We start from the raw sequence: 24,090 nt of genomic DNA, 5'->3' as shown, positions 1-24,090 counted from the left end.
AGAACTATTCGGTTTTAAATAATTTAATAGATTATATTAAATTATTTAACATCCTCTTTTACAATGTTATATGTTTATTTTATTTCATTATCAAAATGAAGTGTATAGTTAATAAAAAAGTGGTTAATTAGCTGTTATTGATAAAACAAGCTCTTTGTTTATTTCATTTACTAAAGTACAGTTATTTATTGAAAAAGGTTTATTATTTAAGTGAGATTCTATTTCCAATTTTAATCTCATTAGTATTTGATTAGACCTATAGGGATTATTCATTAGCCAAGTTGAAAAAATGATTTTTACGAATTAGAAGTTCACTTTTAATATCAGCGAGTTTTACCAATAGATTTTAAATAATCAAATAGATCAATTTGGTTTCTAATTCAACAAAACAAGTGTGTAATCTATGCTGTCATATTGTCTGAATAAAAATTTCAAATTGTTTGTAAGACTAACGAAAAAAGATTATATATTTTGCTAGAAAAAACCGACTTTTGCAACGAACTAAAGTCTGACACCAATGTAGGGATTCATAATAGGAGGAGCAAAATGGAAGAATTGGAAATGCATGTCGCAGCACTCGAAAAGCTAATCGAAGAAGGTAACAATCTAGAGTTAGCTAATTATTTGAATGAGCTTAATATTTCAGATGTCGAGGAGTTGATAGATGAGCTTCCGGAGCATGGACCTCTCTTTATTGAAACCTTAGATTTGAACCGAGCAGTTAATGTGTTTCGGATTTTAGACTTCCCTACGCAAGAGCGTATTTTCAAAAAGATTTCTGCCAACAAAGTTCGAGAGATATTAAACACGATGCCTCCCGATGACCGTACTTCTTTCTTTGGAGATTTGAAAGGGGATGTTGTAAAGAGATTGATTACGTTGTTGACTCCTGATGAGCGTAAAGAAGCCTTGTCATTATTGGGCTATCCTGAAGACAGTGTCGGACGTCTAATGACCCCAGATTATATTACGGTAAAAGAACATTGGACGATCAATAGAATTTTGGATCATATCCGTCGTTATGGTAGTGCTTCGGAGACTATTGATGTATTGTATGTGATTGATTCGGATGGTAAGCTGATTGATGATATTCGGATCAAAGATATTTTGTTAGCCAATCCAGATTCCCAAGTTGGGGAATTGATCGATAACAGATTGATTTCACTCAATGCGAATGATCCACAAGAGGAAGCTGTAACAATTTTCCGTATGAATAATCGTGTGGCTTTGCCTGTAATAGACGAGCAAGGAATCATGTTAGGCATTGTCACGATAGATGATATCCTTTGGGTAGCGAACGAAGAGTACACGGAGGATATGCAACGTTTCGGGGGTACGGAGGCGTTAGATGAGCCTTACTTGGATGTGTCTATTATGCATTTGGTAAAAAAGCGAGCGGGCTGGTTGATTGTTTTATTTTTGGGACAATTGTTAACTGCAACTGTAATCGGGCATTTTGAGTCACAATTAGCAAGCGCAATTGTGTTATTTGCTTTGATGCCGTTAATTATGTCTAGTGGAGGTAATAGTGGCTCACAAGCGTCGACATTAATAATTCAGGCCATGGCTATGGGTGAAGTAACGTTGACAGATTGGTGGCGTGTAATGCGAAGAGAAATTCTTACGGGATTAATCTTAGGTCTAATTCTAGGAATATTAGGATTTATACGAATTGCGACTTGGCAAATGTTCTCTGAAGTTTATGGAGAATATTGGTTTTTGATTGCATTAGTTATAAGTTTCTCGTTGGTTGGCGTGGTATTATGGGGGTCTTTGACAGGTTCAATGCTTCCTTTTGTGCTGCGTAAGCTAGGGGCCGATCCAGCAAGTTCATCTGCGCCATTTGTATCTACTTTAGTGGACGTGACTGGCTTAATTATATACTTTACATTCGCTACATTGCTTTTGAAAGGTGTTTTGTTGTAAAATATTCTTATTGGGAATGAATGAGTTGTAAAAAACCTTAAAAAAATGTTTGCAGAACTCTTAAAATCTTCCGATAATTGCATCACCGAAACGGAAACGAAGTAGGTTGAATTCTTCCTTAGCTCAGCTGGTTAGAGCATCTGACTGTTAATCAGAGGGTCCTTGGTTCGAGCCCAAGAGGGAGAGCAAATAAAAGTCCAGTGTCGTTAGGACTTTCAAGTATGAAAACTTGACATCATGATTTAACCAGAAACTGTAAAGTTTCAAATTCTTCCTTAGCTCAGCTGGTTAGAGCATCTGACTGTTAATCAGAGGGTCCTTGGTTCGAGCCCAAGAGGGAGAGCAAAATTAAAGCCTTTAGATTTCTAAAGGTTTTTTTGCTTTTTAAGGATTTTTATTCCGAAAAGCGTTTCGTACAGCTGTTGTAAATTTCTTTTATTTCTGAAACTTTAGTATTGAAATTTGAAATGGAGATTTTTGTGCCGTCACAGCTATAACCATATTGAGGAGGAGTTGTATTGCATGCTGGGCACATCGTCATCGTGAAATACACATTCTCACCATTATAAAGTCCAGAATATAGGTTTACTTCCATTATGTCTTTTTCCGTGCATTTAAGTTCTTTTTCAAACCTTGTTTTCATTTCTTGGTGACAAAGGATTTCTGTAGTGTTTTCTTTAGATTCTTTGCAGCTTGATGAAAATGCAAGTGCAATTAGGATGAATAAAATTCGCATAATTTATGTTTTGTTAGTTGTATATAAACGAATGTAGATCGTATAGTGCTACATTATCAATCGCTCTTGCATTAAAAAAGCTTTCAGAGTTTCGTCTGAAAGCTTTTTAGTTTTATTCCCATCGCCAAGCCAAAATTCTCATTTTCTTCTGACCTTGCTCCATTTCGATAATTTCGATTTGGGCTGCTTTGTGGTATTCCAAGACAGATATTAATGGTTTTAAGTGTTCTTTGCTTGAAACCAATGATGTAGTCCAGTTAATTTGCTTTCTGTATTTCTGACTGTCGTAAATCAATTGTGTAATAAAAGCTTTCTCGCCTCCAGGGCACCAAAGTTCATTCGGATGACCTGCAAAGTTTTGTACCGTTGGAGAGTCAGTTCCTTTTTTAAGGTTTTGAAATTTTTTGGTGCTTTTTGTCCAGTTATCTTCTCTTGATTTGAAGAATGGTGGATTGCACATAATGGCGTCAAACTTATCTTCTGGAAAGATAATGCCGTCTAAAATTTTCTCGCGATCATCTTGAAAACGTAATTTGATTTTTTTCTTCAACCAAATATTTTTGTTGACATTGACCTCAGCTTGATGTACGGATGCACGATCAATTTCTGTTCCTACGAAATCCCAATTGTATTCTTGCGCACCAATAACGGGATAGATGATGCTTGAGCCAGTTCCGATATCTAAAATTTTGACATCTTTTCCTGTCGGAATCTCACCGTTATTGCTTTTAGCTAATAAATCTGCTAAATGATGTACATAATCTGCTCGCCCAGGTACAGCAGGGCAAAGGCTATTAGCTGTTGGTTGCCAAAATTTTAATTTGTAATCTGCTATTAGGAGTGCTTTATTTAATTCGAAAACTGATTTTGGATTCGAAAAGTCGATGGTGTCTTTATCATTCAGTTGTATAATATGATGGCTCAAACCTTTGTATGCCGCTTTGAGCTTTTTTAAATCATATCCGTGTATGTGCTTATTTCTTTTATGCATGTATTCTGTAATTTCACCTCAAAGGTACTCTTATTATTAGAAATCAGCGTCAACACCTTTTCATTTTTCACATCCTTCTCTATTTGGTTAAATAATTAGTAAATTTGCACCTCGCTGATTTTAGTAGGTATGCAGTGTGTTTGTAAGCATTGTAGCTAAAATTCAGCATTATTAAATTCAAAATTTTTAAATCATAATTGTTGATGATTAACATTACACTACCTGACGGTTCGGTTCGTCAGTTTGAAAAAGGGACAACAGCTATGCAAGTGGCGTTGTCTATCTCGGAAGGATTAGCTAGAAATGTATTAGCTGCTGAGGTAAATGGTGAAGTATGGGATGCTTCTCGTGCGATTGAGCAAGATTCAAATGTCAAGTTGTTAACGTGGAATGACGATAAAGGTAAAGCGACCTTTTGGCATTCATCTGCTCACTTGTTAGCTGAAGCATTAGAAGCTCTTTATCCGGGAATTAAATTTGGTATTGGTCCAAATATCGAAACAGGCTTTTACTATGACGTAGACTTTGGCGATATGGATTTCTCATCTGATGACTTCAAAAAAATTGAAGACAAGATGTTGGAATTGGCAAAACAGAAAGAAGTGTTTGCACGTAAAGCTGTTTCGAAAGCTGAAGCGTTAGACTATTTTACAGAAAAAGGTGATGAGTACAAATTAGATTTGATTAAAGATCTAGAAGATGGCTCTATTACATTTTATACACAAGGAAATTTCACGGATTTGTGCCGTGGTCCACATATTCCTAATACAGGGTTCATCAAAGCTATCAAATTAACAAATGTAGCAGGTGCTTACTGGAGAGGAGATGAGTCACGTAAACAATTGACACGTATTTATGGTGTTACTTTCCCTAAAGCTTCTGAATTGACAGAGTACTTGAAATTCATCGAAGAAGCGAAGAAACGTGACCACCGTAAGTTGGGTAAAGAATTAGAATTATTTGCTTTCTCTGAAAAAGTGGGAGCAGGTTTGCCATTGTGGTTGCCAAAAGGAACTGCTTTGCGTCAGAAATTGCAAGACTTCTTGCAAAAAGCACAGTTGAAAGCAGGTTACGAGCCTGTAATCACACCACATATTGGTAATAAGAATTTGTATATCACATCAGGTCACTACGAGAAATATGGTGCTGATGCATTTCAACCGATTCATACCCCTGTAGAAGGTGAAGAATTTTTCTTGAAACCGATGAACTGTCCGCATCACTGTGAAATTTACAAAACAAAACCTCGTTCATACAAGGATTTGCCAGTTCGTTTTGCAGAATTTGGTACAGTTTATCGTTACGAGCAATCAGGTGAGTTACATGGATTGACGCGTGTACGTGGGTTTACACAAGATGATGCACACTTATTCTGTCGTCCTGATCAAGTGAAGGACGAGTTCAAAAAAGTAATTGACTTGGTATTATACGTTTTCAATGCTCTTGGCTTTGAAGATTATACAGCACAGGTGTCGCTAAGAGACCCTGAAAACCGTTCTAAGTATATTGGTTCGGATGAAAACTGGGCATTAGCCGAAACAGCAATTATCGAAGCGGCAGCAGAAAAAGGTTTGAAAACTGTCGTGGAATACGGTGAAGCCGCATTTTATGGTCCTAAATTGGACTTCATGGTGAAAGATGCTTTAGGACGTAAATGGCAGTTGGGTACGATTCAAGTAGACTACAACTTGCCTGAGCGTTTTGAGTTAGAATATACGGGTTCGGACAATCAAAAACACCGTCCTGTGATGATTCACCGTGCTCCATTTGGTTCATTAGAAAGATTCGTAGCGGTATTAATTGAACACTGTGGTGGTCAGTTCCCGTTATGGCTTGCGCCTGAGCAATTTATCGTCTTGCCAGTGTCAGAAAAATATGAAGAATATGCTCAAAATCTTTTAGATTCGCTAAATAATTCCGATATTCGCGGTCTGATCGATCTTAGAGACGAGAAGGTGGGACGCAAAATCCGTGACGCTGAAGTTAAAAAATTGCCTTACATGTTGATTGTAGGGGAAAAAGAGATGGAAAGTGGCACAGTTTCTGTTCGCAAACATGGGTCAGTAGACTTAGGTTCTATGACTGCAGACGAATTTAGAGATTTATTAATAAAAGAAATAACCGTTTAAAAATTTAAACATTTGGCATTAAAAAGACCTAGTGGTCCAAGACCACCAATGAAAAAGAAAGAACCAGAGCACCGTATTAACGAGTTTATTCGTGTGCCTGAAGTACGTTTAGTGGGTGATAATGTTGAGCCAGGAGTGTATCCTACGCGTAAGGCATTGGAATTGGCGGATGAGTTGGAGTTAGATTTAGTAGAGATTTCGCCAAACGCAGTTCCTCCTGTTTGTAAGATTGTAGATTACAGCAAGTTCATCTACGAGCAGAAGAAAAAACAAAAGGAAATCAAAGCGAATGCTAAGCAAACGGTTATTAAGGAGATTCGTTTCGGACCTAATACTAGCGAACATGACTTTGAATTCAAATTAAAGCATGCGATGCGCTTTTTAGAAGCAGGTGAGAAAGTTCGTGCTTACGTACACTTCAAAGGTCGTGCTATCGTATTCAAAGAGCAAGGTGAAATCTTGTTGTTACGTTTTGCACAGGCTTTGGAAGAATACGGTAAAGTGGAATTGTTGCCAAAATTGGAAGGTAAACGTATGTTCTTGACTTTGGCTCCTAAAGGAACTAAAAAGTAAAAAAGATATTCTAACAGATTGATATAAAATAATAAGTATTATGCCAAAAGTAAAAACCAATTCCAGCGCTAAGAAACGTTTTGCATTGACTGGAACAGGTAAAATCAAGAGAAAAAGTGCTTACAAAAGCCACATCTTGACTAAGAAAACTACAAAACAAAAACGTAACTTGACTCATACAGCATTAGTTTCTGATGGTGATACAGGTAACGTAAAACGCATGTTAGCGATTGGTAAATAATCGTTTTCAGCACAATTAACAATATTTTATAACCGGGTATCAGGTTGTAAGCTAGTTGAGATACACAGCGCCTTATACCAAATTTAATTTTTTAAAAATATGCCACGTTCGGTTAACGCAGTAGCTTCGAGAAGAAGAAGAAAAAGAATTTTGAAATTAGCTAAAGGCTATTTCGGTTCACGTAGCAAAGTATATACTATTGCTAAAAATACAGTAGAAAAAGGTTTACAGTACGCTTACCGCGACCGTAAAACCAAAAAACGCGAGTTTAGAGCTTTATGGATTCAACGTATCAACGCTGGTGCTCGTCAACACGGAATTTCATATTCTCAATTGATTGGTAAATTAAACGCTAAAAACATTGGCTTAAACCGTAAAGTTTTAGCTGACTTAGCTTTAAATAATCCAGATGCTTTCAAAGCAGTTATTGATGCAGTAAAATAATTTAGTTTTTAAACCGCTATCAATTTGTTAGATATAAAGGGAACTCGTGAGAGTTCCTTTTTTGTTTTGGTGATATTTTTTTTGAAGCGAATTTTTATTGTTCCATAAAATAGGCTTACCTTACTGTAATCTATAGCAGTACAGAAGTGACTTTTGATAATGCAGTTGCTGAAAATGTAACTAAATTGGAATGAGGGAATTTAGAGGGAATCAAATAAAAAAAAAAGGGATTGCGGGGCATAGTATCATTCCCGCAATCCTTTTTATGCTGTACCAGATTAATATCCTGGGTTTTGTTCTACTTTTGGAAGAACGGATATTTCAGCAGAAGGTATTGGCCAATACTCATCTTTGTTTAGTTTGTAGACCGTATTTTGTGTTCCAAAATATTTAACTGCCTCTGTTTTGTTGTATTTTGGGCTATAATTGGCGTCAATAGATGTTATCGCATTTTTTTTCCAGCCTTTAGCATCGCGATTCAAGTAGAGCGTACCATTCATAATGTCCTGCGCAATACCCCAGCGACGAATATCATACCATCTTAAACCATCGCTCGCTAGTTCAATTTTTCTTTCATAGCGTAGTGCTTTGCGCATATCTGCTTGCGGCAAGTTAGAAGCTATTTCTGGCATATTTGCGCGACGTCTGATTTTATTAATCGCTTCCGCTACCGTTGCATCGATTTGGTTCGCTTCAATTTTTGCTTCAGCATACAGTAAAAGTAATTCTGCATAACGGAAAATGCCAATATTTAGGTCGCTCCTGCCATTTACGGAAGTAGAGGTGATGTCTGCAATGTCACAATGTTTGCGCCATAAGTAACCACTGTATGAACGTGCTGCGTTGGATTGATCCGTGTTAGCTACATTTATTGGAGTGGCAGCTGTACCATTAATTACTGGCCAATAATTTGATACATTTTTAAATGATGTGTTCATTTCGAATTGATAGCCTAGAAATCTTGCCCCCGGGCGTACACAATACATATCCAATCTAGGATCTCTGTTTGCAAAAGGTTTATCCTCATTGTACAGTGGCGATTGGGTAATAGGTAGACCATCCGAAGCTTGGAAAGAATCTATGAAATCCTGCGTAGGACCCCAGTAGGCTACACCTTTTCCGAGTCTAGATGCTGCGTAATATTGTTGGTTGTGCGAATTGCCATCAATATTCATGTTGTATTCAAAAACCCAAATCCACTCTTTACTGGATTTAAATCCTTCGTGACCAAATATATTGGTGACGTTAGGTTCCCCTGCTGTATGATCTTTTCCTGCGTATTGAAGACTCGTATTAAAAGGAGTCAGTGCATACACACCTTCTGCTAGTTGCATAGCTTTAGAAGAAGCTTCGATGGCTATATCGTATTTTTTTGCGTACAAGGCTACACGGGCTTTTAACATATAAGCTGCGACACGTCCTGCTCTAACATTCCCAGATGCCGATTGGGCTATGGGTAATGCGTTAGCCACTTCAGTCAGTTCATTAATGATCCATTGTTGAATTTGAGCAACAGGTGTTTTGGTGATGGTTTCCGCTTCGTTCAATTCTAATGTTTTTGTCAACAAGGGTACATCACCATATAATTCTATGAGCTGCGAATAAGCGTAAGCTCTTACAAATCTCAATTCCGCATCTAGTTGTTTGTATTTTTCGGTAGGCGTATTGTCTTTTAACGCTTCTAAATTGTCTAAAACGGTATGTACTCTACCTATCGTTTTGTAATGAGCTGCCCAAGGTTTGATGGCAAAAGCATTGTCAGTCGTATAGGAGCTGGTAATGGCAGGAGTATAATTGTTTCCTGGTCTAGCATAGCCCACATCCGTGACATTGTCAATCACGTGCGCAAATGGAGTGCTGCTGGCATCCAATAATGTCAATGCCTTGTACGCGCCTAATAGTCCAAATTCAGCTTCTTCTGCATTGACAGGAAAGGCGCCAACGGTAGGTCCATTCAACGGTTCTTTATCAATCTCACAAGACATAAAATTCATTCCTGTCAGAAGAGCTAGACTTAATATAATGTGTTTTCTATTAATCATTTTCTTAGAATTTTAAATCAATACCAAATGTGTATACTTTTACTTGAGGATAATAATTACCACCGCCTAATGAAACACCATCATTGCTTCCTGTGTCATAATTCACTTCGGGGTCATATCCTTCATAAAAATTTGTTTTGGTAAATAGGTTTTGGCCGTTCGCATAGATGAATGCTTTACCAATTTTTAATTTAGAAAGGAAAGTAGTAGGTATTTCATAGCCAACTTGAAGGTTTTTAAGTCTCAAATATGATGCATCTTTCATCCAAAATGTTGAATTCTGGGTGTTATTAGTTGATACGTGTGATAAGCGTGGTAATACTGCATCCGTATTTTGAGGAGTCCAATAATCTTCTTGCCAAGGTTTTACGGCGCTTGCGTTGGCTAGCGGAACCACATAATGTGAATTTAAATAACCATCCGCTTTCGCTACGCCTTGCAAAAATCCACTCAAGCGTATTCCTTTGTATGCTAAATCTAAATTAAATCCATAGGTATATCTCGGTATCGTGTTACCTATTATGACCTTGTCGTTATCATTGATCTTGCCATCAGCAATAGCATTGCCGTCGGCATCAAAGGCGCCTGCAATATCTTTATATCTAATATCACCAGGTTGCAATGTGCCAAATTGTGTTGGACCGTTTGTAATTTCTTCCTTGCTTTGGTAATATCCATCAGCAATATAACCATAAATAGAATTGATAGCATAGCCTGTTTGTTGTCTTAGGAATGTGCCATCGGTTGTATTGCGCATATCAAGGATTTTATTTTTAACGTCCGAAATATTGAATCCAACTCCTAATTTGAAATCCCCAAATTTATCGTCATAACGTGTGGCTAATTCCCAGCCTTTGTTTTCTACTTTACCTGCATTTTGAAAAGGGGCATTCAGACCAGCTAACTGTGTAATGTATAATTTCATTAGGATCCCATCCGTGGTTTTGTTGTACCAGTCGAATGTAAAGGATAGTTTGTTGAAAAATTGTGCGTCTAATCCCAAATCCGAAATTGTTGTTTCTTCCCATTTCAAATCTGCATTAGCCATATCATTCAAAGTCACTATTGGTTGTACCTCTCCATTCATCGAAATACTTCCTACAGCTAATTCGGATGTAAATGGATAGTACGTTCTGCCAATGTTTTGATTACCTAACTTCCCCCATGAACCGCGTAGCTTTAATTGATTAACAATATGTTTGCTCGATTGCATAAATTCTTCTTCCGAAATTCTCCATCCTGCAGAGAATGATGGAAAAGTAGCCCATTGGTTGTTTTTGCCAAATCTAGAGCTTCCATCGTGACGTATGTTTGCTTCGAAAAGATACCTGTCTTTTAATGAATAATTGAATCGACCAAAAGCGGACACCAACAACCATTCATCTACAGCTCCATTGTTACCTTTTGTTTCATTGTCAGCTCCAGCGTTCAATACTTCATAGGTGTCGTAGATAAAATCCCGTCTGTAGCCCATGAGGAATTTGTCTTGAAAGGATTCGCGTGAAGCACCACCCATTAATTTAAAACTGTGATTACCGAATTGTTTTTCTGCGGTAGCCGTTAAGTAGTAGCTGCCGTAAAAATCGCGATATGATGTCTCTTCTAAATCTGTGAATGTATTGGCAGCACCCTGTGACACGCCATTGTGGTCATACACATTGACACTCTTTGTGAAAGTATGTCTATTTCTAGTTTCGTATCGTGGCGCAAAGGTTCCATTGACACTTAACCAGTCTATAGGGGTCAAATTCAAGGAAATATTACCGTAAAATTCTAAATTGTTGTTTTTACGATTTCCCCCTTCTTCGATGAAAGCTACGGGATTATTTTTCACCCAACCTTCAGCCCATAATCTATTTGGATGACGTATAGGAAGGTTGGTAGGCATACGGCCTAGGTAGTTCCAGATCGTCCCTTCACTTGCGATTTGTGTGCGGTTTCTGTTTGTTACAGAGGCATCGATTTTGATGTTCACCTTATCATTAGGAGTGATATCCATGTTGTTGCGGAAAGTATAACGAACAAATCCTGTATTTTTCAATAATCCATCCTGTGTAGAATAGCTAAATGAAGGCGCCACGCGGATAATTCCGCTGTTTGCCATCAAGCCTAAGAAGTGATTTTGGGTGAAACCAGATTCCGTCAGGATGGCGCGTTGCCAATCAAAATTCGATGGATCGGCATTATAAAGTTTACGAAATTCTTCAATATCAGCATCGCTGTAAGTGATTTGATTTCCATCATTGATATTAGCTTCATTTATCATGCGCATCAATGTGAATCCATCAGATACAGATGGTATTGCCGTTGGTTCTTGAAAACCGGTATAACCCTTGTAGTCCACAGCTAATTTGTCTTTTGCACGCTTGGTGGTCACTAATATTACCCCATTTGCAGCTCTCGACCCATAGATAGCCGAAGAGGCAGCATCTTTCAGGATCGAAATATTTTCAATCAGATTAAAGTCTAGATTGTCTAATGAGCCAGCTACTCCGTCAATGATAACCAATGGCGAGCTGTCAGAACCGCCAAAAGAACTAATCCCTCTAATGCGAATTTGTCCCCCATCGCCACCTGGTGAACCCGTTTGCGATGTTACCGTGACGCCTGGTGCCAGACCTTGCAAAGCTGTACTGGTGGAGAGATTAGGTCTACGTTCGAGTTGCTCGCTTTGAATTAGCGATACAGATCCTGTCAAGTTCCCCTTTTTTTGTGTGCCATATCCAACGACAACAACTTCATCTAAGTTTTGTTGATCTTCAGTCATCACGATATCTACCTTGCTTTTTCCATTTATTGCTTCTTCATGATTTGAAAAGCCGATAAGAGAAAAGATTAAAATGTCGGTTTCGTTTGCTTGAATTTGAAATTCTCCAACAGAATTGGTTAATGTAGAGGCATTCGCTCTACCTTTTACGGTGATGTTTACACTTTGTAGCGCATCGCCGTTCACATTTTTTACTTTTCCAGTTATATTCTTCGTTTGAGCGAAAGAAAAATAAAGTGGTAAAAAGCTCAATGTAAATAGAATAAAGAATTCTTTTTTCATTCAGATGTTTGGTTTAAATGTTTTTTCAAAACAATTAGTTTTTTGTAACCTTAATGTTAAGCTAAGGTTATGTTGTCTTGAATTTTAATAAGGTTATCTTTCTGTTATATTGAATAACTTTTCGAAATTAAAAAAAATGTTTTTATATAAAAAAAAATATTATTAAAATATTTTTACTCTATGATTAAGTTGGTTAATTCCTGATGTATCATTTGTTATTTATTTTACTTTTATTGTTGTGTTTAAAAATGTTTTATTTTATTGAATATTAATATTTTTATGTAGTATTTTTGCTTAGGATTTGATAAGATGTTGTTTTTGGGTGTAAATAGGAGATTTAGGTGGGCTAGTGTGTTTATTATATAGTGCGTTTTGATTTGTGGTGGTAAGGATGAAAGATGTTCCTTTGGATTATAGCCCTAAAATAATATCGCCTTAATCTTTCTCAGATTAAGGCGATATTCAAGTGGTACATGTAATTATGTTTATGCCACAATTACTTTTATGCCAATTTCTTCTAATGCTGCGATATGTTTGCTTGAAGTTTTGTTGTCTGTAATAATATAATCTACATCTTCTACGGCGCACACTCTGCCTAATCCACGTTTTCCAAATTTTGTATTGTCGGCTAGGATAACAACCTTTTGTGTGGTGGTAAGCATTTTTTGATTGAGTGTCGTTTCTGTAATGTTGCTGATGGTTATTCCGAATTCCAAATCAATACCATCTACTCCTAGGAATAAAATACCACATGAAACATCCTCTAAAATACGCATGGCATATTGTCCAGCGACTGATGAAGAGTTTGGTCTAATTAAGCCTCCGAGCTGTAATACTTCAATATTAGGCTTGTTGCAGAGTTCCAGTGCGACTTTCAATGCTGGCGTGATGACTGTTATTCGATCCGCTGGATTCAGGTGTCTTGCTACTGCGTAAGCGGTTGTTCCAGATCCAATCATTATGGAGTCGTTGTCTTCTATCATCTCAACAGCTTTTCTAGCTATTCTATTTTTTTCATCCGAATTGATCGATTCTTTAACCAAAATAGGTCTATCACCTGCGTATGGGTTTGTGTTAGAAGCGCCTCCTTTAGTTCTAAACAACAAATTTTTTTCTTCTAATAGCTTGAGGTCTTTTCTAATCGTGACGCTAGAGACGTTCATCTCATCGCAAAGCTCTAAAATTGAAACTTTGTTATTTTCTTTAATCTTCTTAAGTATGTATTCGTGTCTATCGGTGATATTTTTCATACATATAACATTAATTTCTACGAAATTAAACATTTAAAGTTAAATCAGATGCTAAAAGTAAAAATATTAAAAAATCTTTTTTTTCGTTTTTATTTTAGCTTTTTATGTTATTATTTAGATGAAATCAATGTTTTTTGTCAAATGTATTATGGTAGAAAAATATGAGAAAGTTTGAATTTTAACAGTGTTGTGTCTGACAATTATGGTTGTGACTAGGTGTTTAAAAATATTTAATTTACTTTTTTTTTGTTTTATTTATTTTTTTATTTCTATATTTGGTTAAGGGTATTCAAGTAGATAGCTGATTTTAATATAAACCTATGTCAAAATATACATTGCCTATAAAGCCTTCAAGCCGTAGATGGTTCATAATTTCTGTTATTTTTTTAGCTATAGTTTTCAATTATTTTGATAGACAGATTGTTTCCATCCTGAAACCGATGTTGAAGGAAGAATATGATTTGGGCGATGATGGTTATGCGCTTGTGTTGAATGTTTTTACGGTATTCTATGCATTGATGTATCCTGTAGCTGGATGGATGGTGGATAAATGGGGGGAGAGAAGAGTGATGTTGGGTGGTATTATTGGTTGGTCTATAGCTTGTCTTGGTGGCGGATTGTCTAGGACCTTTGGTTCATTTTTGTTTTTTAGAGGGCTTTTGGGTGCTGCAGAACCTACCAATTTTCCTGCGCAATTGAAAGTAGTTACAATATGGTTTTCTGGTAAATTGAGAGCTACAGCGAATAGTTTGTGTGTTGCTGGTAGTTCTATTGGAGCTATTATTGCACCTCCTTTGGTTGCTTGGTTGGCGATGAAGTATGATTTTCATACGGTATTTATAGTAGCAGGTATTGTTGGGTTGATTATAGCCTTATTGTGGTTTTTGATATATGTAGAGCCACCAGCAGAAATTGTCAAGGAGGTCGAAGAGGAAAATCCTGTTAAGGATGCTGGGAAAAGTTTTACATGGGGGCAATTGTGGAGTACTAAATCTTTGTATGGTATTTTGCTAATTCGCTTTGTGAGTGATCCAGTTTGGTACTTCTGTTTGTTTTGGTTGCCAGGTTATCTGCAAGAAGAGTCGGGTTTGTCACTAGCGCAAATAGGTATGTTTGGATGGATTCCTTTTTTGGTGGCTGATCTTGGTGCTATTGGGACGGCAGCATGGTCGGATAAAATGGTGCGAAATGGCAAAGAGCCTCTTTTAGCGCGTAAAATAATGTTGACAAGTGTTGCGGTGTTAGCTCCTTTATGTTGCTTGACAACATTTGTAAATAACCCGTTTATGACCATATTAATTTTTGCTTTAGTAGCTGTTGCATGTTTAAGTTGGTTGTTTACACTGAGTGTTGTGATTGCAGAAGCATTCCCTGTGAAAAATGTAGCATCTGTTTTGGGTATTGCGGGAGGTTTTGGTGCGTTGGGGGCAGTGTTGTTCAATTATTTTGTAGGACAGATAATCGGCTCTGTTGATGCAAGTACCATTTTTTTCGTGATGGCTTTTATGCATCCTATTGCGGTGGTCATTTTGTGGACTATGGTGAAAAGAGAGAAAGTGCTTAATGCTAAAGTAGTTGTAGAAGTTAATAATTAAGATAATAGATATTTAAAATAATACGATATGAGCGAAATTAAAACTGTACTTGAGCCAGCACGTGAGATTCCTGTAAGGCTGGAGGTCGATGTATTAGTTGTAGGTGGTGGGCCAGCTGGAATTATTGCAGCTCAAGCTGCTGCATCAGATGGTTTGAATGTAGCATTAATTGACAACCGCAGTTTTGTGGGTGGAAATATGACTATTGGTCTACCTATCTTAGGTTTTTTGGGCCAAAAAGGAAATCAAATCATAAAAGGATTGCCACAGAAATTTATTGATAAATTGAAAGCAGTTGATGCCGCGTCTGAGCATAGGCCATGTCCGCTACATATGAGTTTGACTTTGGTAGAACCAGAAGCTGTAAAAAATGTTGGTTTACAGGCATTGGAAGAATCTGGAGTAAAAGTATTGTTGTATGTGTTCTCTTCGGGTGTGGTGATGGAAGGTGATAGCATCAAAGGGGTGATTATCGAAAGTAAATCGGGTAGAGAAGTGATCTTAGCAAAAACTGTTATTGATTGTACGGGTGATGCGGATGTAGCCTTCAAAGCTGGTGTAGAATGTGAACAAGGGAATGAAGTCGGAGGAGCTCAACCACCTACGTTGATGTTTTGTATGGCAGGTGTCGACACCGAGAAGTTGCGTATGTCTATTGCGGAGGAGCCACGTACATATTTGACGGATTTTATCCCTGCAGAATATTTTGGACAGAATAATCAATTTATCGTTGTTGGCTTGCGTTCAGTTATGGAAAAAGCGCGTCAAGCGGGTTATAAATTGCCTGTTGAACGTACTATTTTGATCACTGGCTTACGTGAAGGAGAGGTGTGGGTCAATATGTCGCGTATCAATGGTGTGGATGGTACTAATCCGGAGAGTTTAACTTTTGGTGAAATTGAAGGCCGTAAACAAGTAGAAGAAATTCAACGTTATTTACAAGAGTATGTCCCTGGGTTTGAGGCTTCTCATTTTACTAAGATGGCGCCATTTTTAGGTATTCGTGAGACGAGAAGAATTGTAGGGCAGTATGTGATGACTGCGGATGATATTTTATCATGTCGTCGTTTTGATGATGCTGTTGCGGTAGCAAGTTATCCTTTGGATATTCATCATCCAGAGGGTGGTGGCTGTACCTTGACGTGGTGTGGTGATAGTTATGATATTCCTTACCGTTCATTAGTGCCTGCAAAAGTTAAGAATCTATTAGTTGCAGGTAGATCCATCTCGACGACACATGAAGCGATGTCTGCGATTCGTGTCATGGCACCATGTATGGCGATGGGGGAAGCGGCCGGTAGAGCAGCAAAAATAGCAGTGCGTAAAGGTGTGTCACCAGATCAGATTGATGTCAACGAATTGCGCGCAGAGCTATTGGCTACAGGAGCATATTTGGGCGAAGATGAGTTAGTTTCTTAACTTATTTGTAGTATATATGTATATGAGTGAAAATAAAAAGCCTACTTCGAATAGAAGGGGCTTTTTGCAACAAATGGCTTTATTGTCGGTAGCTTCTTTAGTTACTCCCCAAATGACACAAGCTTTCACCGGTTCTTCTGTCGATAAGGCTAAACTGAGGGTGTTGAGTTGTAATATTCGTGTAGATCTTCCGGATGATGAAAAAGTAGGGAATGGATGGAAAACAAGAAGAGAAGCTTGTTTGCAAATAATAAAAAAGCAAAAGGTTGATGTGGTTGGTTTTCAGGAAGTTTTGGTGAATCAATTTGAGGATTTAAAAGATGGATTAGCAGATTACTTTGGGATAGGGTTTGATGGTCCAGAGATGGATAGGTACAAGGAAGGCTATCATGGTATTGCAAAAAATCCAATTTTCTTCTCAAAGAAGAGATTTGAATTGCTTACGGCAGGAGGGTATTGGCTGTCTGAAAATCCGTTGGAAGCAGGAAGTATATCCTGGGAATCTGCTCGGGCAAGAAATGCATTCTGGGTGCGATTGCGGGATAAAAAGACAGGAAAGCAGTTTCGTGTCGTTAACTTCCATTTGGATCACGTCAAAGAAGAAGCTAAAATCCAGCAAATTCAAGTGGTCTTGAAAGAGTCTGCGCAATATCAAGATGATTTTATTCAAATTATGACGGGCGACTTTAACGCGCATCCCACCTCTAAGGTGATAGCTGATGTGTTGGAAAAAGGTTGGTTGGATTCATTTACAGGTAAACTGGAAGGAACTACACATGGATTTAAACCGCAGGATAAAGAAAGAGCGGCTCGAGCCAAAAAGATAGATTATATATTCTCAAAAGGGCCAATTCAAGCAAAAGAATCACACATAATTAAAGATAATTATAAAGGTATTTATCCGAGCGACCACTATTTTTTAATGGCTGAATTTGAGCTGTAAATTGAAAAAGTAATCTTACTAAGCTTGTATAATTATCTTTTTTTTGTTTAAAAACCTTTTTTTTTATTAAAAATAATTATATTAGTGTCGATAACCATAATGCCTAATAAAAAACATTTATGAAAAACGAATCAATTTTTAACAAAGTAGGATTGCCTGATAATTTGAAATGGGGATATCTTGGAATCCTAATATTTATGATGGGAGATGGCGTAGAGCAAGGCTGGTTGAGCCCCTATCTCATTGAGCACGGAATGTCTATTCAGCAATCTGCAAGCTTATTCACGGTGTATGGTATTACCATAGCAATATCATCCTGGTTTTCAGGAGTACTGGCGGAAAGTTATGGCCCGAAAAGATCCATGTGGATGGGTGTACTGCTCTATATCATCGGTACGATAGGTTTTGTGGGGATGGGGATGGCTAAATTGGATTACACAGCTATGTTGATATTTTATGCAATAAGAGGATTTGGCTATCCATTATTCGCATATTCATTTATGGTGTGGATCACATATAAAGCGCCAAAAGATAGGCTAAGTGCAGCTGTAGGTTGGTTTTGGTTTGTGTTCACCGGAGGGTTAAATGTTTTGGGGGCGTACTATTCCAGCTGGGCACTGGAACGTGTTGGGTATAATAATACGTTGTGGAGTTCTATTTTATGGGTTCTTGTAGGTGCGTTTTTTGCCTTGATATTGAATAAGGAAAAATTTGAAACAAATACAGCTAACAAATCAAAAGCTAAAGAATTAATCAATGGGTTGACCATAGTAAAGAAAGAACCTAAAGTTTTGTTAGGTGGTATAGTCCGTGTTATCAATACGACAGCTCAATTTGCTTTCCCTGTGTTTTTGCCGATGTACATGGCTGAACATGGATTCGAAATGAAAGAATGGCTTCAGATCTGGGGTACAATTTTTACAAGTAATATCATCTTTAATTTGATTTTCGGTTTAGTAGGAGATCGATTAGGTTGGCAAAATACCATTATTTGGTTTGGTGGGGTTGGTTGTGCCATCACTACGGTTTTATTTTATTACTCACCCGTATGGTTTGATGGAAGTTATTGGGCGGTAATGGCTTGTGGTATTGCATGGGGAGCATTATTAGCAGGGTATGTTCCGTTATCCGCTTTAGTGCCTTCATTAGTCAAAGAGGATAAGGGAGCCGCAATGGCAATCCTGAATCTGGGCGCAGGATTACCTGTATTTGTTGGCCCTGCATTGGTAGGTCTTTTGATTGGTGTCATTGGGGGAGAGGGGGTAATCTGGATTTTGGCAGGATTATACATATTGAGTGCTGTACTTACACGATTCATTACCTTAGAAAAAGCCGAAGAAAATTAATTTTAAAATATATAGAAATCAGAATATTATGAAAGTATTACTTACAGCTCCTTATGAGAATGAGGGTGCTTTGAGAGAATTGGAAGGATTGTTTGACGAGGTGGTTTATAGATCTTGGAAACCGAATGGAAGGGCGTACAATCCTGAAGAGTTAATGGCGTTATTGCAAGAAACGGGAGCTGATGGATTGATTTCTGAACATGATGAAATAACTGCTGAAGTATTGTATGCGAATCCTCACCTTAAATTTGTAGGTATTTGTAGAGGTACACCATCCAATATTGATTTAAAAGTGGCTACAGAATTGGGAATTCCAGTGTTCAATACACCTGCTCGTAATGCGCAAGCTGTAGCTGAAATGTTTATCGCTAATGTTATCACCTTGATGCGTAATACGATTCCGGCTATCAATTGGTTGGAAGGTAAAAACTGGGGTGAAGGTGCGCATACCTCTTATCTGCAATTTAAAGGAAATGAATTAGCGGGTAAAAAAGTAGGTATGGTAGGTTTTGGTGCTGTAGGACAATATATTGCACGAATGTTGAAGGATTTTCCTGCACACATCTATTATTACGATCCTTACTATACAGATCCCAATGCGGATTTCAAAAAGGTGGATTTAGAAGAATTATTCACGGTATGTGACGTTGTAGGGATACATCTTCCAGTGACTCCGGAAACCAAAGGAATGATTGATAAACGTTATTTATCGTTACTGAAGTCAGATGCGATATTTGTGAATACCGCTCGCGCTGTAGTCGTGAATAAGGATGATTTGTTGGAAATCATTGAAAATGAAAAAATTAGAGGTGCAGTCTTGGACGTATTCTACAATGAACCACCAGATGAGATAGATTATAAAATGATTTTGAATAAAAATGTTATTGCTACACCGCATATAGCGGGAGCTACGCATGAGGTGGAAGATCATCATGCATTCATTATGAATAATAACATTAGGGAATTTTTTCATAATGGGAACAAAACCATTAAGCAATTTGTGAATAAAGCAATATTAGAGACTATATAAGTAGAAAACATAATGAGTAAGCAGGCACATCTTATTGTAGATATTGGTACGGGAAATGCACGGGTAGGCGTCGTAGGTATAGATGGAGAGATTTTATCTATCAAACGCGAAAATGTACATTATATTACTGATACGAATTATGAAGAATCCATATATTTTGAACCAAATGAATTATGGACGCAAATAAATAATCTTTCAAAAGAAGCGCTTTCCGAATCCGGAGATATTACGATAAAGGCAATCACCGCTACAAGCCAACGTGAAGGTATTGTCGTCATCGATAAGAAAGGAAACTCCTTGTTGGGTATGCCAAATATTGACCACAGAGGACGTAAATGGGAGAAGGATTTGCAGGATAAAGAATTGGTGTATGAATTATCTGGACGTTACCCAACCTCTTTATTTTCAGCTTTCAAACTGGTCGGCTTGCGTGAAGTGTATCCTGATCTTTTCGAACAGGTAGCTTGTGTCATGAGTATATCTGATTGGATTCAGTTTAAGTTTTCAGGTGTTACATGTTATGAACATTCGCAAGCTTCCGAAACGTTATTATATGATGTAGAGAAAAAGTCGTGGTCAGCAGTTTTACCTTCTTTATTTCAGTTGTCTGCTTCTATATTGCCCGAAGTCAAAGATTCAGGAACAATTTTGGGATCTATATTAGCCAATATTGCAGAAGAATATGGTATCGATAAAGCTGCGGTAGTCGTAGTAGGCGGTGGAGATACACAATTGGCTATTCGTAGTATGGAACCTTCAGCGAATGATGTTGTCATTGTTTCAGGCACGACAACACCGATCATTAAAATCGTAAAAGATTACGAAAAAGATGACGATCAACGTACATGGACAAGTAGACATGTTGATAAAGAAAGTTTTATTTTGGAGGCTAACGCTGGAGTTACAGGGTTGAATTATCAACGTTTGAAAGAAATATTCTATCCAAATGAAGGGTATGATGTGATCGAAAAGGAGTTGAAAGATACGACCTATTTTCAATGTGTTGCTTCATTAGGCTCATTGATTGCAGACGAAGAGGAGCCTGTCATTAAGGGCGGATTTATTTTTAATGCACCTGTTTCGCATCAATTGACACGTGGAAGTTTTGTGTTTTCGATATTGTGGGACATTGCTTGTTCTATTTACGAAAATTATAAATTTTTGTGTGATGTATCAGCGCACAAAGAAAGCTATATCTGGGCATGTGGTGGTGGAGTAGAAAGCAGGGCATTGCGTCAATACTTGGCTAACTTATTAGGCAAAAGTATCCGTATTCGCGATACATTCCGTCAGGCATCTGTGTTAGGAGGCGCTTTCATTTGTAATGATGCACTACATTTGGAGAATAAGACGCCTGAAATATTAGAAGAAACCTTCCCTCAAGATAGAGATACGTTCGAGCGATTGTATTTGGAATGGAAAAATGCACGTAAAACTTTCAAGCAAGTGTCGTAAATGAGAACGTATTTTTTTGGTGTTGATGTAGGTACGCAAGGAGCGCGCGTTATTCTTGTTGATGAGAAAGGGGAAATAGTGGGTGCTGGAGCAAGAAAATTTTCGTTGGATGAAGGTTTTCGGGAAGAACAATCGCCCGATATTTGGTGGAATGATTGTGTGGATATTATCGATGATATCATACAAAATTTAAGTGTGGAAGTGGATAAAAAGGCTATTCGCGCTATTTCGGTGACTTCCACTTCAGGTACAGTCATTCCATTAGACAAGCAGAATATTCCTTTACACAAGGCCATCATGTATAGTGACCCACGTTCGGCAGAGCAGGGGAAGCGAATCAAAGAACTGGCGCAGCGTATCAATCCCAATGCTTATACAGGGTTCAATGCTTCTAGTGGCATTAGCAAGATGCTATGGTATATAGAAACTTATCCGAATCAAGTTGAGCAGATAGCGACATGGGTACATGCTTCAGATTATATCGTCGGAAAATTGAGTGGACATTATCGTGTCACGGATTACACCAATGTGCTCAAGTCGGCTTATGATTTGGAAAAATTGCAATGGACGGAATTTTTGGTTACCGAATTGGGTTTGAAGAAGGATTGGCTGCAGGAAGTTGTTCCTTCAGGTTCGGTGGTGGGTAAATTAGATAAAACACTCGCTAAGCGTTGGGGGGTAAACGAATTGGATGTGGTGGTAGGAATTACTGACGGATGCGCGAGTCAGATGGCGTCTGGAGCCGTTTCTCCTGGAGATTGGAATACCACGATCGGAACGACGCTTGTCATCAAAGGAGTTACAAAAAATCAAGTTATTGATCCGCTTGGGAGACTATACAGTCATCGCCATCCAGAAGGCTATTGGATGCCTGGTGGTGCGAGCAATACGGGTGCTGACTGGATTTCACTGGATTTTCAAGGTGAACAATTAGATCAGCTAAACGCGCAAGCAGAAGCATTGATTCCGACAGGTTTGCTGGCTTGGCCATTGAAGCAAGAGGGTGAAAGATATCCAATTATGGCTGCTAATGCACGAAAAATTGAGCCTAAAGTGACTGATAAAACAATGTTGTATACTGCAAATCTTGAAGGTGTTGCTTTTGTAGAAAAATTGGCTTATGCTATAATAGAAGACCTTTCAAATGAAAAAGTGACTGCGGTATATACTGCTGGAGGAGGAAGTAATAGTGATGTGTGGTTAAAAATACGTGCTTCAGTGCTTAATGTTCCAATTTATAAATGCAAAGAATCAAGTGGAGCATTAGGAGCTGCTATCATGGCTGCATCACAAACATATTTCACTTCAGTGACACAAGCAGCAAAAGCTATGACAAGTATTGAAAAAACTGTATATCCAGACAAGAGCCTAAGAGAGGCATATGATAAGCAGTATCATAAATTTATTAATAAATTAAAAGAACTAAGCTATTTGTAGATGGTAACAATATGTTTGCTTAGGCATGGTGAAACGACTTATAATGCCGATGGAAATAAATACTGTGGTAGAACGGATATTGAACTGACCGATAGAGGTTTGTCTCAAGCGAAAAGGATGCAGGACTTACTGCAGGAATATAATTTTGATGCTGTATTTTCATCTCCTCTAACTAGAGCAAGGACAACAGCTCAAATAGCTTCGGGAGGCTCACATGAGGTAATAACTGATCACAGATTGATTGAAGTGGATTTCGGATCTTGGGAGGGGAAAAGACCCGAAGAATTTCAAGCTGAAGATCCTGTTTCATGGACTAATTGGGTATCTGATCCTGAAAATAATAAAGCAGGAATGACTGGTGAATCTGCTCGCGAAGTGGTCGAACGATTGAATTCTTTCTATGATGATTTACTTCAAAAGTATTCAGGTAAAACAGTACTCATCGTAGGACACAACGGTGTGAATCGTTTTTTTATAGCTTCAAAACTCGGAATTCCGCTCAAAAATTATAGAAGAATAGTGCAAGAAAACTCAGCATTAACCTTATTGAAATTAGTGAATTCGGATGAAATCCAACTGTTAAAATTAAATGCCTAAATTATTATCTATGAAAAGAATAATCCAAACGATAGTAGTTGCATTGCTACTTATGCCTGTCACAAATATTTACGCACAAAAAAAGAATAAATTACATTTCAAGGATATAGGTGAAATGTATACATATTTCACCTACGCAAAGGATAAAAAAATAATAAGTGGTCATCGTGGTACTATTGAAAATGGGTTGCCAGAAAATTCTATCATTTCTATGAAGGAAGTTTTGAAACATACACCTGCTATATTCGAAGTAGATCCTCGATTAACAAAAGACGGTGTGGCTGTGATGGTTCATGATGCAACTTTAGATCGAACGACTACTGGTACGGGCAAAGTAAGTGATTACACATGGAAAGAACTTAAAAAACTAAGACTCAAAGATGCTCAGGGAAATATCACAAAATATAGAATCAATACATTGGATGAAATGATAAAATGGGCAAAAGGTAAAACCATTTTGAATCTTGACAAAAAAGATCTTCCTCTAGAGACTACTGCAGATATTATTCGTAAACATAATGCATATAATTGGGTTTGGGTGACAGTTCATAATGTTGATCAAGCGAAATTTTATTTAGATAAAAATCCAAATCAATATCTATCCATGCATATCAAAGATCAGGCTGCATTAGAAAAATTTAAACAATCTGGCTTACCGTATAATCGGATGATTGTATATATAGGTCCAGATATTAAGCAATCAAATCAGGATATGTATAATTTCCTTAGTGAAAAAGGAGTAATGTGTATGATATCTTCAGCACCGACTTACGATAAACTTCAAACTTTAGAGGAAAGAGCTCAAAAATATCGTGATGTATTCGCCGATGGAGCAAATATTTTAGAATCCGATTTCCCAATCGAAGTAAGTAAAGCTATAAAATAGC

The 24,090-nt window shown here is 37.7% G+C and carries 19 protein-coding genes and 2 tRNA genes; 16 read left to right on the top strand and 5 right to left on the bottom strand.

The window, feature by feature from the left end; translation table 11 throughout:
* Positions 1 to 546 precede the first annotated feature (546 nt).
* The 3 genes from mgtE to GOQ17_RS10445 all read left to right on the top strand — a co-directional run bounded on the left by mgtE (position 547) and on the right by GOQ17_RS10445 (position 2,269).
* Positions 547 to 1,926, top strand: a complete 1,380-nt coding sequence (mgtE, locus tag GOQ17_RS10455; protein WP_159637333.1) for a magnesium transporter — start codon at positions 547 to 549, stop codon at positions 1,924 to 1,926.
* A gap of 112 nt (positions 1,927 to 2,038) precedes the next feature.
* A tRNA-Asn gene (locus GOQ17_RS10450) sits at positions 2,039 to 2,112 on the top strand.
* Positions 2,113 to 2,195: 83 nt separating this feature from the next.
* Positions 2,196 to 2,269, top strand: a tRNA-Asn gene (locus GOQ17_RS10445).
* Positions 2,270 to 2,320: 51 nt separating this feature from the next.
* On the opposite strand, the gene GOQ17_RS10440 is transcribed toward GOQ17_RS10445, so the two are convergent.
* On the bottom strand, positions 2,321 to 2,662 hold the full coding sequence (locus tag GOQ17_RS10440) for a hypothetical protein (protein WP_159637320.1): 342 nt from the start codon (positions 2,660 to 2,662) through the stop codon (positions 2,321 to 2,323).
* 112 nt (positions 2,663 to 2,774) lie between these two features.
* A complete protein-coding gene (gene rlmF / locus GOQ17_RS10435) occupies positions 2,775 to 3,653 on the bottom strand; it encodes a 23S rRNA (adenine(1618)-N(6))-methyltransferase RlmF (protein ID WP_159637319.1) in 879 nt (292 codons plus the stop codon).
* Between the two features lie 203 nt (positions 3,654 to 3,856).
* Here rlmF and thrS point away from each other — a divergent pair, with 203 nt between their 5' ends.
* From thrS to rplT, 4 genes are all read left to right on the top strand, one after another.
* The gene (thrS, locus tag GOQ17_RS10430) at positions 3,857 to 5,782 is read left to right on the top strand and encodes a threonine--tRNA ligase (RefSeq protein WP_159637318.1); all 1,926 of its coding nucleotides are present in this window, start codon (positions 3,857 to 3,859) and stop codon (positions 5,780 to 5,782) included.
* Positions 5,783 to 5,830: 48 nt separating this feature from the next.
* Entirely contained in the window at positions 5,831 to 6,355 is a 525-nt protein-coding gene (infC, locus tag GOQ17_RS10425) for a translation initiation factor IF-3 (RefSeq protein ID WP_394350607.1), read from the top strand.
* 40 nt (positions 6,356 to 6,395) lie between these two features.
* On the top strand, positions 6,396 to 6,596 hold the full coding sequence (gene rpmI / locus GOQ17_RS10420) for a 50S ribosomal protein L35 (protein WP_159637316.1): 201 nt from the start codon (positions 6,396 to 6,398) through the stop codon (positions 6,594 to 6,596).
* Between the two features lie 99 nt (positions 6,597 to 6,695).
* Positions 6,696 to 7,040 (top strand): 50S ribosomal protein L20, encoded by a 345-nt coding sequence (gene rplT / locus GOQ17_RS10415; RefSeq protein WP_085471261.1) that lies wholly within the window; start codon positions 6,696 to 6,698, stop codon positions 7,038 to 7,040.
* Between the two features lie 278 nt (positions 7,041 to 7,318).
* On the opposite strand, the gene GOQ17_RS10410 is transcribed toward rplT, so the two are convergent.
* From GOQ17_RS10410 to GOQ17_RS10400, 3 genes are all read right to left on the bottom strand, one after another.
* Positions 7,319 to 9,082: a RagB/SusD family nutrient uptake outer membrane protein gene (locus GOQ17_RS10410; RefSeq protein ID WP_159637315.1), complete on the bottom strand. Its 1,764-nt coding sequence runs from the start codon at positions 9,080 to 9,082 to the stop codon at positions 7,319 to 7,321.
* Between the two features lie 4 nt (positions 9,083 to 9,086).
* Positions 9,087 to 12,131 carry a SusC/RagA family TonB-linked outer membrane protein gene (locus GOQ17_RS10405; RefSeq protein ID WP_159637314.1) on the bottom strand — a complete coding sequence of 1,015 codons (3,045 nt, stop codon included), beginning with the start codon at positions 12,129 to 12,131 and terminating at the stop codon, positions 9,087 to 9,089.
* Between the two features lie 485 nt (positions 12,132 to 12,616).
* Positions 12,617 to 13,381 carry a DeoR/GlpR family DNA-binding transcription regulator gene (locus GOQ17_RS10400; RefSeq protein ID WP_159637313.1) on the bottom strand — a complete coding sequence of 255 codons (765 nt, stop codon included), beginning with the start codon at positions 13,379 to 13,381 and terminating at the stop codon, positions 12,617 to 12,619.
* A gap of 320 nt (positions 13,382 to 13,701) precedes the next feature.
* Between GOQ17_RS10400 and GOQ17_RS10395 the strand changes: the two genes are divergently transcribed.
* From GOQ17_RS10395 to GOQ17_RS10355, 9 genes are all read left to right on the top strand, one after another.
* Positions 13,702 to 14,976 (top strand): MFS transporter, encoded by a 1,275-nt coding sequence (locus GOQ17_RS10395; protein WP_159637312.1) that lies wholly within the window; start codon positions 13,702 to 13,704, stop codon positions 14,974 to 14,976.
* A gap of 27 nt (positions 14,977 to 15,003) precedes the next feature.
* Positions 15,004 to 16,395 (top strand): FAD-dependent oxidoreductase, encoded by a 1,392-nt coding sequence (locus tag GOQ17_RS10390; protein WP_159637311.1) that lies wholly within the window; start codon positions 15,004 to 15,006, stop codon positions 16,393 to 16,395.
* A gap of 22 nt (positions 16,396 to 16,417) precedes the next feature.
* Positions 16,418 to 17,338 carry an endonuclease/exonuclease/phosphatase family protein gene (locus GOQ17_RS10385; RefSeq protein ID WP_159637310.1) on the top strand — a complete coding sequence of 307 codons (921 nt, stop codon included), beginning with the start codon at positions 16,418 to 16,420 and terminating at the stop codon, positions 17,336 to 17,338.
* Positions 17,339 to 17,457: 119 nt separating this feature from the next.
* Positions 17,458 to 18,684, top strand: coding sequence for an MFS transporter (locus GOQ17_RS10380; RefSeq protein ID WP_201288603.1), 1,227 nt, complete (start codon positions 17,458 to 17,460; stop codon positions 18,682 to 18,684).
* A 28-nt stretch (positions 18,685 to 18,712) separates the two neighbouring features.
* A complete protein-coding gene (locus GOQ17_RS10375; protein ID WP_159637308.1) occupies positions 18,713 to 19,714 on the top strand; it encodes an NAD(P)-dependent oxidoreductase in 1,002 nt (333 codons plus the stop codon).
* A gap of 12 nt (positions 19,715 to 19,726) precedes the next feature.
* Positions 19,727 to 21,169 (top strand): FGGY-family carbohydrate kinase, encoded by a 1,443-nt coding sequence (locus GOQ17_RS10370; RefSeq protein ID WP_236537122.1) that lies wholly within the window; start codon positions 19,727 to 19,729, stop codon positions 21,167 to 21,169.
* The gene (locus GOQ17_RS10365) at positions 21,170 to 22,606 is read left to right on the top strand and encodes an FGGY-family carbohydrate kinase (RefSeq protein WP_159637307.1); all 1,437 of its coding nucleotides are present in this window, start codon (positions 21,170 to 21,172) and stop codon (positions 22,604 to 22,606) included.
* The gene (locus GOQ17_RS10360; RefSeq protein WP_159637306.1) at positions 22,607 to 23,203 is read left to right on the top strand and encodes a histidine phosphatase family protein; all 597 of its coding nucleotides are present in this window, start codon (positions 22,607 to 22,609) and stop codon (positions 23,201 to 23,203) included. It begins immediately after the preceding gene.
* A 10-nt stretch (positions 23,204 to 23,213) separates the two neighbouring features.
* Positions 23,214 to 24,089, top strand: coding sequence for a glycerophosphodiester phosphodiesterase family protein (locus GOQ17_RS10355; protein ID WP_159637305.1), 876 nt, complete (start codon positions 23,214 to 23,216; stop codon positions 24,087 to 24,089).
* Position 24,090 lies beyond the last annotated feature (1 nt).

This window comes from Sphingobacterium composti (assembly GCF_009829075.1).
Classification (GTDB): domain Bacteria; phylum Bacteroidota; class Bacteroidia; order Sphingobacteriales; family Sphingobacteriaceae; genus Sphingobacterium; species Sphingobacterium composti.
The sequence above is the reverse complement of the archived record's forward strand: the minus strand, read 5'-3'. Positions and strand labels throughout refer to the sequence as shown.